This is a genomic window from Agromyces solani, assembly GCF_058349925.1.
This window is the reverse complement of the sequence record NZ_JBYRER010000004.1, coordinates 71367-88109: the sequence shown is the minus strand read 5'-3', so window position 1 is coordinate 88109 and position 16743 is coordinate 71367. Positions and strand designations below refer to the sequence as shown.

Here is a 16743-nt window from a genome sequence, read left to right as displayed (position 1 = left end):
GTGCTCACTTGAGGAAGTCGGGGATGTCGAGATCGTCGTCGCCGTCGTCGAACGCCGGGTCGGTCACGATCTGGTCGGCGGTCGACGTGGACGCCTCGCCCCAGTTCGCCGTCTCCACGAGCTCGTCGATGTCGATCTCGGCGATCACGTCGGCGGCTTCGCCGCTCAGCGACTCGCCGAGTGCGGCACCGCCGGCCGCGACCGGCACGCCGACCGCGGCGGCCGCGGCGGGGACGAAGTTCGTGCGACGCGCCTCGACGGGCTTCGCGTTCGGCTCGCCGCCGTCGAACCCTGCGGCGATGACGGTGACGCGCACCTCGTCGCCGAGGGTGTCGTCGATGACGGCGCCGAAGATGATGTTGGCCTCCGGGTGCACCGCCTCCTGCACGAGCCTCGCCGCGTCGTTGATCTCGAAGATGCCCAGGTTCGAGCCGCCCTGGATCGACAGCAGCACGCCGTGCGCGCCGTCGATCGACGCCTCGAGCAGGGGGCTCGCGACCGCGAGTTCCGCCGCCTTGATCGCCCGGTCGGCGCCCCTCGAGGAGCCGATGCCCATGAGCGCGGAGCCGGCGCCCTGCATGACCGACTTGACGTCGGCGAAGTCGAGGTTGATGAGGCCGGGCGTCGTGATGAGGTCGGTGATGCCCTGCACACCGGCGAGCAGCACCTGGTCGGCGGTCGCGAACGCCTCGAGCATCGAGATGCCGCGGTCGCTGATCTCGAGCAGCCGGTCGTTGGGCACGACGATGAGGGTGTCGACCTCTTCCTTCAGGCGCGCGACACCCTGCTCGGCCTGCGTCTGGCGACGCTTGCCCTCGAAGCCGAACGGCTTCGTGACGACACCGATGGTGAGCGCTCCGATCGACTTCGCGATGCGGGCGACGACCGGTGCACCACCCGTTCCGGTGCCGCCGCCCTCGCCCGCCGTGACGAAGACCATGTCGGCACCCGCGAGCGCCTCCTCGATCTCCTCGGCGTGATCCTCGGCGGCGCGACGGCCGACCTCGGGGTCGGCGCCCGCGCCGAGGCCGCGCGTGAGGTCGCGGCCGACGTCGAGCTTGACGTCGGCGTCGCTCATGAGCAGCGCCTGGGCGTCGGTGTTGATCGCGATGAATTCGACTCCGCGCAGGCCGAGTTCGATCATGCGGTTGACGGCGTTGACACCGCCGCCGCCGATTCCGACGACCTTGATGACGGCGAGGTAGTTCTGGTTTGTCGACATGTCCGGCCTTCCGTGCGAACTCTGAACCCTGAACCTCTAGTCGAAGGTTAAAGTTTTGCTGAGTATGCAATTCCTGTGATGACGGTAGGTCGCGCTCGGGGCGCGCCCCGCAAGGCGAACCCGGCGTGTCGCGATCCGACCGCCGAGATGGATCGGCCGTGCCCCGGCGGCCGGGCTCGACGCCCTCGTTCAGCCCGTGACCGGACTGTTCGGCGACGAGACGTCGTACCCCGGCACCGTGTCGGGCGGCGCCGCCTTCATGAGCATCGCGAGCACGTCGGCCTTCAGGCCGGAGTCGTTGGGACCGCCCCAGACGACCGGCACGCCGCCGGCGAGTTCGAGCCGCACGTCGTCGGCGGTCTCGGCCGAGGCCCCGACCAGTTGCGCCCGGACCTCCGCCGGCAGGCTCCGCACGACGGCGGCGACCGCCTTGAACCCGTCGGAGCCCGTCCCGCCGTCCACCACGATGAGCGGCTGCCCGTCGGGGCGCTCCTCCGGCCGGTCGATGACGACCCCCGCCGCGTCGACGAGTTCGAGTCCGCCGCCCTTCGACTCGATGACCCCGACGGGCGTGCGCTCGACGATCCGCACGACGAGCGTGCCGGGCGGAATGGTCTCGACCGAGTAGGTCTCGATGAGCCGGAAGTCGGCGAGGGCCGCATGCACGTCGTCTCCGCTGATGAGCGTCAGGGGCGTGCCGAGCTCGCCGTCGAACGCGGCGACGATCGAGTCGGCCGGAATGCGCGACGCACCCTCGACCCGCACCTCACGGAGGGCCATGAGCGGCGAGTACGCACCCGCGACGATGCCGACGATCACGATCGCGACGGTGCCGCCGGCGACCCACCAGGCGAGGCGTCGCCGGCGCGACCGCTTCGTGAACCGGCGCACCTCCTGCCTCTCGTACCGCCGCCGCTCGCGCTCCGCCGCTGCGAGGGCTCGCTTCGCGGACGTCGCGTCGACGGGGCGTTCCCCGCCCGCATCGGCGGCCGGCCCGGCTCCCGGTGCCCCCTGATCCGTCGGCGGCACGGGCTCCCGCACGGCATCGCCGACGGGTGTCCGCACCGCGGGCTCGACCACCACGATGGGCTCGGTGCTCACGCGATCGGCGTCGGCGCTCGCCCCGTAGCGCAGCGACGCCGGGGCCGGCCGAGGGTCGCCCGGACCGCCCGCGCCCGTCCGATCCGGCACATCGCGCGACGCCGGCCGACCCGCGACCGGCGCTCCGTACCCCGTCGTGCCGCGCGGGCGCCGCGGCGTGCGCCCGTCGAAGCCCTGCGGCCGCTTCACGCGCGGCCCGCCGTCAACCGCGCTCCCGCTCGAGCGAGCCGAGCAGCTGCGGCACGATGCGGTAGACGTCGCCGCAGCCGAGGGTGATCACGAAGTCGCCGTCGCGGGCGATCTTCGCCGTGTGGTCGGCGGCCTCCTGCCAGTCGGCGATGAAGGCGACCCGCTCGGAATCGGCGAACCTCTCGCTCACGAGCGCACCCGTGACCCCGGGCACGGGGTCTTCGCGGGCGCCGTACACGTCGAGCACGACCGTCTCGTCGGCGTACTGCTCGAGCACCTCGGCGAACTCCTTCGCGAAGGCCTGGGTCCTGCTGTAGGTGTGCGGCTGGTGGACGGCGATGATGCGCCCGTCGCCCACGACCGTCCGCGCCGCGGCCAGTGCGGCGGCGACCTCCGTCGGGTGGTGGGCGTAGTCGTCGTAGACGCTCACCCCGCCGACCGTCCCGTGCAGCTCGAATCGACGGCCCGTCCCGGTGAAGCGCGAGATCCCCTCGAGCGCGGCGGCGGGCTCGAAGCCGAGGCCGACGAGCACGGCGAAGGCGCCGGCTGCGTTGATCGCGTTGTGCTTGCCCGGAATGCGCAGCGTCGCGGGATAGTCGACGCCGGCGTACTCGATGACGAAGGCCACGGGGCCGTCGGTCTCGATCGAGTGCACCCGCACCGAGGCATCCGCCGCCTCGCCGAAGGTGACGACGTTCGCGTGCCCCAGTCGAGCGTGCACGCGCTGCGCGCCCGCGTCGTCGGAGGAGATGACGACGAGTTCCGACGCACGGTCGGCGAAGTCGACGAAGGCCTGCTCGAACGCCTCGCGCGAACCGTAGTGGTCGAGGTGGTCGGGGTCGACGTTCGTGATGAGCGCGACCGCGGTGTCGTAGAGCAGGAACGAGCCGTCGGACTCGTCGGCCTCGACGACGAACAGCTCGCCCTCGCCGGCGGCCGACGAGACGCCGAGGCCGTCGATCACGCCGCCGTTCACGAAGCTCGGGTCGGCTCCGAGTGCGAGCAGGCCCGTGACGATCATCCCCGTCGAGGTCGTCTTGCCGTGCGCGCCCGCGACCGACACGAGGCGCTGGCCCGAGATCAGCCACGCGAGCGCCTGCGAGCGGTGCAGCACGGGCAGTCCGCGCTCGAGCGCCAGCTGGTACTCGGGGTTGTCCTGCCAGAGCGCACCCGTCACGACGACCGCCTCGGCGTCGCCGAGGTTGGCCGCGTCGTGCCCGATGGCGATCTCCGCGCCGAGGTCGCGGAGCGCGGCGATGTTCGCGGAGTCGCGGACGTCGGAGCCGGTCACCGTGTGGCCCGCGCCGATGAACAGGCGCGCGATGCCGCTCATGCCGGAGCCCCCGATGCCGACGAAGTGCACGGCGCCGAGTTCGGCGGGGATCTGGATCGAGAGATCGGGCTTGATGGTCACGTTCGGGCGCTCTTCCTCAGTGCGGTCGGGGTCGTCGTGTGCGGTGCGCCGGCGGGCGCGCTCGGGGTGGTTCCGCTGCCTTCCACGTTACGCGCCTCAGGCGCGACCCGCGGCTCCCCCGCCGAGTGCGCGGTCGACCAGCGCGACCATTCGGTCGGTGCCGTCGACCACGCCGGCCGTCGCGGCCGCCGCGGCCATCGCGGCGACGCGTCCGCGGTCCGCGAGCAGGGGCACGAGCTCCGCCACCACCCAGTCGGGCACGAACCGGGCGTCGTCCACGAGGATGCCGCCGCCCGCGGCCACGACCCCGGCGGCGTTGAACCGCTGCTCGCCGTTGCCGACGGGGTACGGCACGTACACGGCCGGGATGCCGAGTGCCGACAGCTCGCTCACGGTCGCCGCGCCGGCCCGGGACACCGCGAGGTCCGCGAGGGCGAGGGCGAGGTCCATCCGGTCGGCGTACTCGACCATGCGGTAGTCGGCGATGCCGGGGTCCTCGACCTCGGAGTTCGCGCCGGTGATGTGCAGCACCTGCCAGCCCGCGGCGGTGATCGCCGCCGCGCTGTCGACCATCGTGCGGTTGATGCGGCGCGCACCGAGCGAACCTCCGGTGGCGAGCAGCACCGGACGCGACGCGTCCAGGCCGAAGAACGCCGCGGCCTCGTCGCGCTGTGCGGCACGGTCGAGCGTTTCGATCTCGCGGCGCAGCGGCATGCCGACGACCTCGGCGCCCGGCAGCGGCGTGCCCTCGAAGGCCACGCCGACGGCCCGGGCGCGCCGGGCACCGAGCCGGTTCGCGAGTCCGGGCTTCGCGTTCGCCTCGTGCACGGCGACCGGCACGCCGGCACGCCGCGCGGCGACGTACGCCGGGGTCGAAACGTACCCGCCGAATCCGACGACGACGTCGACGCCTCGGCCGGCGATGATCTCCGCGACATCCGAGACGGAGCGACGGAAGCGCGCCGGGAACGCGGCGGCCGCGCGATTCGGCCGTCTCGGGAACGGCACCTTCGCGATCGTGAGGAGCTCGTACCCGCGAGCGGGCACGAGCCGGGCCTCGAGGCCTTCGGCCGTGCCGAGCACGAGCACCTCGGCGTCGGGATCGCGCTCTCGGAGCCGGTCGGCGACGGCGAGCAGGGGGTTCACGTGGCCGGCCGTACCGCCGCCGGCGAGCAGGTAGACGGTCATCGCGCGGTCCGCTCCGCCGCGCGCGCCTTGCGCGCCGCCGACCGGGCGGCCAGGCGGGCGGATGCCTCGGGCGTGCGTGCGACGGAGAGCACGACGCCGATGGCGACGAGGGTCGTGAGCAGGGCGGTGCCACCGGCCGAGACGAGCGGCAGCGGGACACCGAGGACGGGGAATACTCCGAGCACGACACCGATATTGACACAGGCCTGGCCGATGACCCAGACGAGCACCGCCGCCGTGGCCGCTCGGCCGAACGGCGTGCCCGCTCCGCGCAGGACGCGCGCGAAGGCGACCGCGAGCAGCACGAACAGCCCGATGACGACGACCGCGCCGATGAGGCCCAGCTCCTCGCCGATGATCGCGAAGATGAAGTCGTTGTCGGCGGCCGGCAGCCACGACCACTTGGCCGCGGAGTTGCCGAGTCCGACGCCGAAGATGCCGCCGTTGGCGAGTGCGAAGGTGCCGTGCTGGATCTGCCAGCAGTCGTTGATCGCGTCGCCCGTGCCGCCGGCCTCGCAGTTCGCGTCGAGGAACGAGGTGATCCGGCGCATGCGGCTCTCGCTCGAGAACGCCACGATGACGAAACCGACGACGGCGATGACGACCGGCGGAAGCAGCAGCCGCAGCCGGACCCCGATGAGGAAGAGGGCGCCGAGCAGCATCGCGCCCATCACCATGACGGTGCCGAGGTCCCCGCCGAGGAGCACGAGGCCGATCGCTCCCCCGCCGACGAGCAGGATGGGCAGGATGCCGTGCGTGAAGTCGTCGAGCTTGTCCTGCTTCTTCGTGACCATGAGCCCGAGCCAGATGACGAGGGCGACCTTGATGAACTCCGAGGGCTGGAACTGGACGGGACCGATCGCGATCCAGTTCGTGTTGCCGCCGACCTCGATGCCGAGCGGCGTCGCGACGACGAGCAGCTGCGGGATGCAGGTGATGATGAGCGCGGGCCACGCGACGCGCATCCAGAAGCGTTCGGGCAGCCGACTCGCGATGAGCATGGCCGGGATGCCGATGACGGCGAACACACCCTGGCGGACGGCCTGGTCGAGGAGGCCGCCGTCTTCGAGGTACGACTCGACGAGCGACGACGACAGCACCATGACGAGGCCGAGCACGACGAGGAACAGCGTCGTGCCGAGCAGCAGGAAGTAGTCCGCCGATTCGGCGCGGAACACGCGACCGAGCCGGATCCTCGCCGCCGAGACGCCCTGCGGGGCGGGGTCAGCCTTCTGCGGGCGGCTCGTGCGGGGCGGAGTCGCCATCCGCCTCACCTCCCAGCATCGCTCTGACCGCCTCGTGGAATCGCCGGCCGCGGTCGCCGTAGTCGGCGAACTGGTCCATCGACGCCGCCGCGGGCGCGAGGAGCACGGTGTCGCCGTCCTCGGCGACCTCCGCAGCCAGCGCGACCGCGTCGGGCATCACCCGTTCAGTGTCGTCGGCGACGACCTCGAAGAGCGGCAGCTCGGGCGCGTGTCGCCGGAACGCCTCGACGAGCTGCGTGCGATCGCGACCGATCACGATCGCGGCCCGCAGGCGGTCGACGTGCGACGCGACGAGCGAGTCGGCGTCGACGCCCTTGAGCAGGCCGCCGACGATCCAGACGACGTGACCGAAGGCCTTGAGGGATGCCTCGGCGGCGTGCGGGTTCGTGGCCTTCGAGTCGTCGATCCAGCGGACGCCGCCGGCGACCGCGACCGTCTCGATCCGGTGCGCGTCCAGGCGGAACTGGCCGAGTGCATCGTGGATGACGCCGACCGGAACGCCGTAGGAGCGTGCGAGCGCCGACGCCGCGAGGATGTTCGCGACCACGTGCGGTGCGGCGAGACCGCGCGGCTCGAGCTCGGCGAGGGTCGTGATCTCGAGTGCGGCCGTACGGCGGTCGTCGAGGAAGGCGCGGTCGCACAGGATCCCGTCGACGACGCCGAAGTCGCTCGGCCCGGGCACGTCGAGGCCGAAGCCGATGGCACGGGCGCCCTCCTCGACCTCCGCGTCCTCGACCATGCGCCGGGTCGCCTCGTCGGCGCGGTTGTAGACGCAGGCGACCTTCGTGTTCTCGTAGACCTTCGCCTTCGCCGCGCGGTACGCGTCGAACGACCCGTGCCAGTCGAGGTGGTCGTCGGCCACGTTGAGCACGACGCTCGCCCACGGGTGCACGGCGCCGGGACCGGTGACGGGCAGCGCGTGCAGCTGATAGCTCGAGAGCTCGACGACGAGCACGTCGAACCCGCCGGGGTCGCGCACCGCGTCGAGCACGGGCACCCCGATGTTGCCGCACGGCGCGGCGCGGAGGCCGTTGGCGGCGAGGAACGTCGCCGTCATCTGGACCGTCGTCGTCTTGCCGTTGGTGCCGGTCACGAGGATCCACTCGGCGGCGTCGACCTTGTCGCGCACCCGCCAGGCGAGCTCGATGTCGCCCCACACCGCGACGCCCTCGCGTGCTGCCCACTCGAGCACGGGGTGGTCGGGGTGGAAGCCGGGCGAGGTGATGACGACCTCGGGCGCGAACGCGACGAGGTCGTCGGGGACCGCGTCGAGCGGGTGGACCACGAGCCGCGCGCCGATCACCTCGAGGATGCGAGCGCGGTCGTCGTCGACGCCGGGCGCGAGGACGAGCACGTCGGCGCCGAGCTCGGTGAGGGTGTCGGCGACGGCGAAGCCGGTCACGCCGACGCCGAGCACCGCGACGCGGAGGCCCCGCCAATCGGCGTTCCAGCTCGTCAGCGTGTCGAGACGGTCCGCGGCTCGGCCTGCGCCGTCCGCCATCAGCTCTGCAGCCACTCGAAGTAGAACGCGCCGACGCCGGCGGCGACGAACAGGCCGGCGATGATCCAGAAGCGCACGACGATCGTGACCTCGGCCCAGCCCTTCAACTCGAAGTGATGGTGGATCGGGCTCATCAGGAAGATGCGCTTTCCGTGCGTCAGCTTGAAGTACGCGCGCTGCACGATGACCGACCCGGTCTCGATGACGAAGAGGCCGCCGATGATGACGACGAGGAGCTCGGTGTGGCTCACGATCGCGAGTGCCGCGAGCGCGCCACCGAGGGCGAGCGAACCGGTGTCGCCCATGTAGATCTTCGCCGGGTTCGTGTTCCACCACAGGAACCCGATGAGCCCGCCGACGATCGCCGTCGCGACGATCGCGATGTCGAGAGGGTCGCGCACCTCGTAGCAGCGGTACACGTCGCTCGGGTTGAGCCCGGGCGCGGCGCACGACTGGTTGAACTGCCAGAAGCCGATGATGACGAACGAGCCGATCGCGAGGATGGAAGCGCCGCCCGCGAGGCCGTCGAGGCCATCGGTCACGTTGACGCCGTTGGACGCCCCGACCGTGATGAGGCAGGTCCAGATGACGTAGAGCAGGATGCCGAAGAACGTGCCGAACACCATGAAGTCGAGCGGCAGGTCGCGGATGAAGGAGATCTTCGTGCTCGCGGGCGTCACGCCCTGCTGGTTCGGGAACTGCAGGGCCAGCAGCGCCACGGCCGTCGCCACGACGACCTGGCCGCCGACCTTCGCCCAGCCGCCGAGGCCGAGCGACTGCTTCTTCCGGGTCTTCAGGAAGTCGTCGATGAAGCCGACGACACCGAGGCCCACCATCATGAGCAGCACGAGCAGGCCGGAGGCCGTCGCTCCCTCGCCCTGCACGAGGGTGGCCGTGAAGTAGCCGAACAGCGTGCCGAGGATGAAGATGATGCCGCCCATCGTGGGCGTGCCGCGCTTGACGTGGTGGCTCTGCGGCCCGTCGTCGCGGATGAACTGGCCCCAGCCGAGCCGGGTGAACAGCCGGATGAACAGCGGGGTCAGGAAGAGCGTGAAGGCGAGCGACAACGCTCCGGCGGTCAGGAGGGCTCTCACGCGACCCGACCTCCAGGTCGGTCACCGAGCCGGCCGTCTGCTCGACGACCCTCGCCGTGATGTTGCAATGCGCTCACGCGAACCATTCTCCCAGTCGGTCGCCGAGCAGGCGGAGACCCGCCGAGTTCGACGATTTCACCAATACCGTGTCCCCCGGATGCACACGCGCCGTGACGAGGTCGAACGCCTCGTCCGCGGTCTCCACGAATGCCGACTCGCCGTCCCACGAGCCCTCGTTGATCGCCGAGATGTGCAGGCGGCGTGCGCCCGGCCCGACGACGACGAGTTGCGAGATGCCGAGGCGTACGGCGAGCAGGCCGATGCGGTCGTGCTCCTCCCCCGAGAACTCGCCGAGCTCGCTCATCTCGCCGAGCACCGCGATCGTCCGGGTGCCGGGCCTCTTGACCTGGGCGAGCGTCTTGAGTGCGGCCGACATGGAGTCGGGACTCGCGTTGTAGGCGTCGTTGATGACGGTGATGTCGTCGCGTCCGCCCATGACCTGCATGCGCCAGCGCTCGGCGAGCGTCACCGCTTCGAGCGCACCGACGATGTCGGCGAGGCCGACACCGAGCTCCAGGGATGCCGCGACCGCCGCCAGCGCGTTCATGACGTGGTGCTCGCCGAGCACGCCGAAGTGCACGCGCGCCGTGTCGCCGCCCCGCACCGAGACCGTGAAGTCGGTGCCGCGGGCGTGCACGCGGAGGTCGGTCGCCCGGACGTCGGCGTTCTCGCCGAGACCGAACCAGACCACGCGCGCGGGCGTGCGGCCGGCCATCGGCACCACGCGAGGGTCGTCGGCGTTCAGCACGGCCACGTCGGTCTCGAGGAGGTCGGTGACCATCTCCGACTTCGCCCGCACCGTCTGCTCGATGCCGCCGAACTCGCCGGCGTGGGCGAGGCCGACCTTGAGCACGATGCCGACGTCGGGGCGCGCCATCTTCACGAGGCGGGCGATCTCGCCGACGCCGGAGGCGCCCATCTCGGCGACGAGGAACTCGGTCTGCTCGGTCAGTTCGAGCATCGTCATCGGGGCGCCGACCTCGTTGTTGTACGAGGCGCGGGCGGCGACGGTCGGGCCGACCTGCTCGAGCACCGAGCGGAGCAGGTTCTTCGTCGTCGTCTTGCCGTTGGACCCGGTGACGCCGACGATCCGCAGCCGGCCGAGCGCGCGGACCCGGCGCACGACCTCGGTCGCGAGCGCACCGAGCGCGTCGACCGAGTCGGCGACGATCACCTGCGGCACGGCGAGGTCGAGCGCGTGCTCGACGATGAGGAGGGCCGCGCCCTGCTCGGTCGCCGACGGTGCGAAGCGATGCCCGTCGTCGAACTCGCCGCGCTTGGCGACGAACACGTCGCCGGGGCCGATCTCGCGGGAGTCGGTCGTCACGACGCCGGAGACGACGGTCTCGGCGGTGGCCGCGGTGCCCGCGGTGCGCAGTTCGCCGCCCGTTGCCGCTGCGACCTCGGCGAGCGTGAGCTCGATCACGACAGCCACCCCGCCTCGCGGAGCGCCTGCTTGGAATCCTCGCGTGCTGAGTAGGGGATCTTCACGCCTTTCACCTCGTGGTAGTCCTCGTGGCCGGGGCCGGCGTACAGGATGGCGTCGCCCTCCCGTGCGAGATCGAGCGCCGCGCGGAACGCCGCCCGCGGGTCGGCGATCTCGTGGATCTCGCGCTCGGGCACCGCGTCGCGGGCTCCGGCGATGAGGGCGGCGCGGATCGCCGCGGGGTCCTCGCTGCGCGGATGGAAGTCCGTGATCACGACGATGTCGGACCCGCGGGCGGCGATCGCCCCCATCTCGGCGCGCTTGGTCGTATCGCGGTCTCCGTCGGCGCCGAAGAGCATGATCACGCGGCCGTCGGTGACGCGGCGGATCGCACCGAGCGTCTGCAGGAAGGCGTCGGGGCTGTGACCGTAGTCGATGTAGACGACCGGTCCGCGGTCGCCCGAGATGCGCTCGGCGCGCCCGGGGATGTACGCCGCGATGCCGCCGTCGCGCTCCAGCGCGGCGGCGATGCGGTCGAGGTCGTACCCGGCCTCGGTGAGCATGATGATCGCGAGCGCCGCGTTCGCGGCCATGTACCAGCCGAGCAGCGGCACCGTCGTCTCGATGCGTCGACCGTCGGGGGCCTCGAGCGCGAACGCCGTGAAGGACGCCTGCTCGTCGAGCACGGTCACCCGCCAGTCCGCATCGCGGTCGGCGCTCGTCGTCAACGTGGTGACGGGGATGCGGGACTCGGCCACGAGCCGCTCGCCCCATTCGGAGTCGACCGTGATGACTCCCCTGCGCGCGCGTTCGGGCTGGAACAGCTCGCGCTTGGCCTCGAAGTACTCGCCGAGGTCGGCGTAGTCGTCGAGGTGGTCGTGGCTGAGGTTCGTGAACCCGGCGACGTCGAACACGAGACCGTCGACGCGATGCCGGCTGAGCGCCTGCGCCGAGACCTCGATCGCGACGGCGCGCACGTCGACCTCGCACATGCGGGCGAGCAGGGCGTGCAGTTCGCTGGCCTCGGGCGTCGTGAGCGAGCTCGTGACGGCTTCGTCGCCGATGCGCCGTTCGGCCGTCGACGTGAGGCCCGACATGACGCCGAGTTGGCGGAGGATGCCGTAGAGCAGGTACACGACGCTCGTCTTGCCGTTGGTCCCGGTGACGGCGAACGTCGTCGCCGGGTTCTCCGCCGTGCGATGGATCGAGGCGGCGACGGCACCCAGCGCCGCACGCGCGTCGGGCGTCACGAGCACCGGCAGGCCCGAGCCGGTCGCGATCGAGGCGCCGGCCTCGTCGGTCAGGAGGGCGACGGCTCCCGCGTCGCGTGCGGCGGCGGCGAACTGCGCGCCGTGCGCGTTGCGCCCCGGCACGCCCACGTAGAGGTCGCCGGCGCGCACCGCACCCGAGGCCAGGCCGATGCCCGTGACCTCGAGGTCGCCGAGCTCGCCGCGCACGTCGAACCCGAACTCCTCGGCGAGGCCGCGGAGCGATCGGGGGCTCGGGTGCTGCGGCCGGAGGGCCGTGGGAGGCGATCCGGTCACGAACCCAACTTTCTCACCAGGTGGCTGGCAGATCGGGCGCCGGAGCGCCGGATGGAACGGTCCGATACTTCTTCAGCACCTGGCTCATCACCTTCTGGAAGACGGGCGCGGATGCGGCGGACGAATTCATCTTAACGGGATTGTTGATGCTGACCGAAACCACGAACTCGGGGTCGTCGGCCGGGGCGAAGCCCGACACCGAGACCAGGTACCCGGGCAGGTAGCCCCCCTGGCCGTCCGCGACCTGGGCCGTTCCCGTCTTCGCGGCGACCCGGTAGCCGGGGATGTTCCACTGGTCGGCGAGCCACCCCTCGGCGTACACCCGCTCGAGCATCTGCGCGGTCTCGTCCGCCGCCTTCTCCGAGATCACGCGCTCGCCGGTCGAGGGGGGCGCGGTCGTCTCGCCGTCGGCGGTCGTGCATCCGTCGACGAGCGTGACCGGCATGCGGACGCCGCCGTTCGCGATCGTCTGGTACGAGCTCGCGATCTGCACCGCCGTCGTCGTGAGGCCCTGCCCGAACATCGTCGCGTACTTCGTCTGGTTGTCCCACTCGTCGGGGTCGCCGTGCAGGTCGCCCGGCGCTTCCTCGGGGAAGCCGACCTCGGTCCGCTCGCCGAAGTGGAACTTCTGCATGTCCTCGTAGCGCTGCCGGTCGGAGAGCCGCTCGCCGAACTTCGACATGCCGGTGTTCGACGATTCGATGAGCACCCCGGTGAGGGTGAGGCGCTCGTCGTCGTGGTAGCCGCTGTCGTTGATGTTCGCACCGTTGGGCGGCAGGTAGCGGTACGGCGCCACGATCTGGTCGAGCGGGGTCGCCTTGCCCGCATCGAGCACCGAGGCCGCCGTGATGGCCTTGAACGTCGAGCCCGGCTCGAACGGCGCCGTGAACGTGCGTGACCCCCGGTCTTCGGCGTCGGTCGCTGCGGGGTCGTTCGGGTCGACCGTCGGCACGTCGGCGACCGCGAGCAGGCGTCCGGTCTTCACCTCCATCACCGTCGCCGTGGCCCAGTCGGCGCCCGTCTCGCGACGCTGCTCCTCCAGTACGCGCTGCACGAAGAACTGCAGGTCGGCGTCGATCGTGAGTTCGAGGGTTCCGCCGTCCTTCGCCTGCTTCTGCACGACCTCGGTGCCGGGGATCTTCACCCAGTCGGAGGCGCTGTGCAGGTAGCTGACCTCGCCGTCGGTACCGGCCAGGCACTGGTCCTGCGCGAGTTCGAGACCGGCGAGCGGCGTGCCGTCGTCGGCCTGGACGAAACCGAGGAGATTGCCGCCGACGGCCCCGTTCGGATAGGTGCGGCTGGGGTGCTCCTCGGGGTAGACCCACGCGATGTCGAGCGCCTTGACGGCTTCGAGGGTCGCAGTGTCGACCTGCTTGGCGATGTAGGCGTAGTCGGAGTCCGGGTCCTCGGCGAGGCTCGAGGTGATCACACCGACGACCTGGTCGGCCGTGAGTCCGATGGCCGGTCCGAGTTCGGACGCGGCCGGGGTGACCTCGGCGACGAGCTCCTCGTTCGTGAGCTCGACCTGCTTCGCCGGCTCGCCGATGCGCTTCGCCTTGCGCTCGATGGCCGCCAGCTTCGCCTGCTTCGGCGAGATGACCAGGTCGTACCGCATCACGCTGTCGGCGAGCACGGCACCGTTGGCGTCGACGATGTCGCCGCGGGCGCCCCAGACCTTGACCGGCTCCGACCGCGCCTCCTCCGACTGCGCGTTGAGCGCGGACGCCCGCACGACCTGGATGTCCACGAGCTTGACGACGAAGACACCGACGAGGACCACGAGCAGTGCCGCCGAGACGATGATCCTCCGCATCGGGTGCCGACTCGTTCGCTTCATCCGGTGGTCCCTCGGCCCTTCTCGTGGTGCTCGGTCGTGCGGTCGTGGCTCAGTGCGTGGCGGGCGTCGGCAGTCCGTCGCTCGCGGGCGGCTCGGCCGCCTTCTCCCCCGCGGTGCCCGCGGCTCCCGCGCCGGCGGCCTGTTCGGCCCCCTTCCCGGCCGGTCCGCCCTTCCCCACCTGCTTCGGAGTCTCCCCCGCGGGCTCCTCGGTGACGAGCGGCACGCCGTCGATCAGCGCATTCGGGACGAGCGGACCGGATGCCTGGGCACCGGCACCGGCGGGCGCCGGGTCACCGCTCACGGAGCCGTCGGAGAGCTGCAGGAACACCGGGCTCGCGTTCGGCACCATGCCGAGGGCCTCGGCGTTCGCCGCGAGGTACTGCGGCGACTCGACGCGGTCGAGGTCCTCGCGGAGCTGCTGCTCCTGCCGGTCGAGCTTCGTCTGCTGGATCTGGGCGGCGTCGATGTCGTAGGCGCCCTGGGTGATCGCGATCGACAGCAGCAGCTGTGCGACGACGATGAGCGCCACCCCCGCCACGGCGATGATCGCGTACGCGAGGGTCGGCGTCGCCCGGCGCCCGGGCTCGGGCGCCGGACGGAGCCAGCGCACCCGCTCGGGCAGGCGCCGCGGCGCCGGGGCGGTCTCGGCGGAAAGGACACGGGCCGGCACAGCACTCATGACGGCCTCCTCACTCGTTCTGCGGCGCGCAGCCGCACCGGCTTCGCACGCGGGTTCTCCGCCTGCTCGGTCTCCGAGGCGAGCTCGGCTCCTCGGACGAGGAGCTTGAACTGCGGTCGGTGTTCCGGGAGCTCCATCGGGAGGCCTGCCGGCGCCGTCGAGCTCGACGCCGCCTGCAGCACGCGCTTCACGATCCGGTCTTCCAGCGACTGGTAGGCGAGGACGACGATGCGTCCGCCGACCGCGATCGTGTCGAGCGCGGCGGGCATCGCCCGCTCCAGCACCGAGAGCTCTTCGTTCACCTCGATGCGCAGCGCCTGGAACACCCGCTTGGCGGGGTGCCCCTGCCGCTGCACCGCGGCGGGCGTCGCGTCCTGGAGCACGGCCACGAGCTCCGCGGAACGCGTGATCGGCGCCTCGGCGCGCGCCCGGACGATCGCACGGGCGTACCGGGCGGCGAGCTTCTCCTCGCCGTAGTCGAGGAAGATGCGTCGCAGTTCGTCTTCGCTGGACTCGGCGATCACATCGGCCGCCGTCCGTCCCCTCGTGGAGTCCATCCGCATGTCGAGCGGGGCGTCCTTCGCGTAGGCGAAGCCGCGCTCGGCGCGGTCGAGCTGAAGCGACGAGACGCCCAGGTCGAACAGCACGCCCTGCACCTCGTCGAAGCCCTCCGTGCGGACGGCGCGGGCGATCCCGTCGTAGACCGTGTGCACGAAGCGCGCGCGATCGCCGTACTTCGCGAGACGTTCGCGAGCGATGCCGAGGGCGTCGGTGTCGCGATCGAGCCCGATGACGGTGAGCTTCGGGAAGCGCTCGAGGAACGCCGCGGTGTGCCCGCCCATGCCGAGCGTCGCGTCGACCATGACCGCGCCGTCGGCCTCGAGGGCCGGGGCGAGCAACTCGAGCGTGCGCTCGAGCATGACCGGGGTGTGGATGCGTTCGATGTCCATGATTCCGCCTTTGCTTCCGGGCCTCGGGCCCTGATCCCCATCCGTTCGTCCTGATGCGGGGAAGTGCACCAGGCCCGGCCGGCTGGGAGTCGGGACCCGAGGATTCAGAAGAGTCCGGGGATCACCTCCTCCGCCGTCTCCGCGAAGGCCGCCTCCTGCTCGGCGAGGTAGCTCTGCCACGCCGCCTGGTCCCAGATCTCCACCCGGCTGCCTGCGCCGATGACCGTGAGGTCCCGGTCGAGTCCCGCGTAGCCGCGGAGGTTGGCGGGGATGGTGACCCGATTCTGCTTGTCGGGGGTCTCCGCTGAGGCTCCCGAGAGGAAGACGCGCATGTAATCGCGTGCCTGCTTGCTCGTCACGGGGGCTTGGCGGATCTTGTCGCTCATGCTCTCGAACTCACGGGCGCTGAACACGTAGATGCAGCGCTCCTGCCCGCGCGTGAGCACGAGCCCGTTCGACAGCTCCTCCCGGAACTTCGCCGGAAGAATGACGCGCCCCTTCTCATCGAGCTTCGGCTCGTAGGTCCCGAGGAACACTGCGCCACCCCCTTTCCTCCGGCCAGGATCCAGGTGACCCCACTTTACTCCACCTTCATCCACCAATCAACGACAAACGCTCGATTTCGGAGGTTCGACGCGGCGACATCCGCGAAATCACGCGGGAGAACGGAGGTGGAGCGGAGTGGAGGAAATGGCGACACGCGGTCGCGAAATGGGCGCGTCGAGCTTCGGATGCGTCGACGCAGCGCCGAACGGCCGCACCGCCGGCGCCCCCGGCGCACGAAAAACGGGCCGATCAGACGATCGGCCCGTTCAGGTGGGTGGAAGTGGAGGGACTAGTCGCGGCCCTCCTGGCGGCGGTCCCATCGGTCGTTCATGCGATCCATGAAGCCGGCGCCCGAACGCGGCTTTGTGCCGCTCGACGGCGCTTCGTCGGGCGCAGCGGTCGCGGCGCCCCGCTTGCCCGGAGTGATCGCGACGAGGACACCGGCGAACATCAACGCGAATCCGAGGACGCCGATGATCAGGATCTGCGACGCCACGCCGCCGATCAGCGCGCCGACACCGGCGACGGCGAGCAGCACACCCAGCACGATCGCCCGGTAGTTGGGGCGGCGACCACGCACGCCGCCGACGGCGTGCACGAAGTCGGCATCGTTGCGATAGAGGTTCCGCTCCATCTCCTCGAGAAGACGTTGCTCCTGCTCTGAAAGCGGCATCTCTTTCCCCTCAGGCTCGGGATCGACGCATCCGAGTCCATTCTAGCCCCGCCT

14 protein-coding genes are annotated in these 16743 nt (G+C 71.2%); all 14 read right to left on the bottom strand.

Translation table 11 applies throughout. From position 1 onward, the window contains the following. Positions 1-4: 4 nt before the first annotated feature. On the bottom strand, positions 5-1222 hold the full coding sequence (gene ftsZ / locus AC3RJ7_RS17075; RefSeq protein WP_491457060.1) for a cell division protein FtsZ: 1218 nt from the start codon (positions 1220-1222) through the stop codon (positions 5-7). Positions 1223-1411: 189 nt separating this feature from the next. Then, a complete protein-coding gene (locus AC3RJ7_RS17070) occupies positions 1412-2323 on the bottom strand; it encodes a cell division protein FtsQ/DivIB (RefSeq protein WP_491457059.1) in 912 nt (303 codons plus the stop codon). 202 nt (positions 2324-2525) lie between these two features. Further along, complete coding sequence (murC, locus tag AC3RJ7_RS17065; protein WP_491457058.1) at positions 2526-3926, bottom strand: UDP-N-acetylmuramate--L-alanine ligase; 1401 nt, start codon at positions 3924-3926, stop codon at positions 2526-2528. A gap of 96 nt (positions 3927-4022) precedes the next feature. Beyond that, a complete protein-coding gene (locus AC3RJ7_RS17060) occupies positions 4023-5114 on the bottom strand; it encodes a UDP-N-acetylglucosamine--N-acetylmuramyl-(pentapeptide) pyrophosphoryl-undecaprenol N-acetylglucosamine transferase (protein WP_491457057.1) in 1092 nt (363 codons plus the stop codon). Next, a complete protein-coding gene (gene ftsW, locus AC3RJ7_RS17055) occupies positions 5111-6379 on the bottom strand; it encodes a putative lipid II flippase FtsW (protein ID WP_491457056.1) in 1269 nt (422 codons plus the stop codon). The genes AC3RJ7_RS17060 and ftsW overlap by 4 nt, the downstream gene beginning before the upstream one ends. Then, positions 6339-7880, bottom strand: coding sequence for a UDP-N-acetylmuramoyl-L-alanine--D-glutamate ligase (murD, locus tag AC3RJ7_RS17050; RefSeq protein ID WP_491457322.1), 1542 nt, complete (start codon positions 7878-7880; stop codon positions 6339-6341). The genes ftsW and murD overlap by 41 nt, the downstream gene beginning before the upstream one ends. Beyond that, positions 7880-8974 carry a phospho-N-acetylmuramoyl-pentapeptide-transferase gene (gene mraY / locus AC3RJ7_RS17045; protein ID WP_491457055.1) on the bottom strand — a complete coding sequence of 365 codons (1095 nt, stop codon included), beginning with the start codon at positions 8972-8974 and terminating at the stop codon, positions 7880-7882. The genes murD and mraY overlap by 1 nt, the downstream gene beginning before the upstream one ends. 73 nt (positions 8975-9047) lie before the next feature. Continuing rightward, entirely contained in the window at positions 9048-10460 is a 1413-nt protein-coding gene (locus AC3RJ7_RS17040) for a UDP-N-acetylmuramoyl-tripeptide--D-alanyl-D-alanine ligase (RefSeq protein ID WP_491457321.1), read from the bottom strand. Further along, the gene (locus AC3RJ7_RS17035; protein WP_491457054.1) at positions 10457-12004 is read right to left on the bottom strand and encodes a Mur ligase family protein; all 1548 of its coding nucleotides are present in this window, start codon (positions 12002-12004) and stop codon (positions 10457-10459) included. The genes AC3RJ7_RS17040 and AC3RJ7_RS17035 overlap by 4 nt, the downstream gene beginning before the upstream one ends. A gap of 13 nt (positions 12005-12017) precedes the next feature. Next, on the bottom strand, positions 12018-13841 hold the full coding sequence (locus AC3RJ7_RS17030) for a peptidoglycan D,D-transpeptidase FtsI family protein (RefSeq protein ID WP_491457053.1): 1824 nt from the start codon (positions 13839-13841) through the stop codon (positions 12018-12020). 49 nt (positions 13842-13890) lie between these two features. After that, positions 13891-14520, bottom strand: coding sequence for a cell division protein FtsL (ftsL, locus tag AC3RJ7_RS17025; RefSeq protein ID WP_491457052.1), 630 nt, complete (start codon positions 14518-14520; stop codon positions 13891-13893). Then, the gene (gene rsmH, locus AC3RJ7_RS17020) at positions 14517-15470 is read right to left on the bottom strand and encodes a 16S rRNA (cytosine(1402)-N(4))-methyltransferase RsmH (protein ID WP_491457051.1); all 954 of its coding nucleotides are present in this window, start codon (positions 15468-15470) and stop codon (positions 14517-14519) included. Before rsmH ends, ftsL begins: the two co-directional genes overlap by 4 nt. 104 nt (positions 15471-15574) lie before the next feature. After that, a complete protein-coding gene (gene mraZ, locus AC3RJ7_RS17015; RefSeq protein ID WP_275505891.1) occupies positions 15575-16006 on the bottom strand; it encodes a division/cell wall cluster transcriptional repressor MraZ in 432 nt (143 codons plus the stop codon). 299 nt (positions 16007-16305) lie between these two features. Next, positions 16306-16689 carry an SCO2097 family morphological protein gene (locus AC3RJ7_RS17010; RefSeq protein WP_491457050.1) on the bottom strand — a complete coding sequence of 128 codons (384 nt, stop codon included), beginning with the start codon at positions 16687-16689 and terminating at the stop codon, positions 16306-16308. Between the last annotated feature and the right edge of the window lie 54 nt (positions 16690-16743).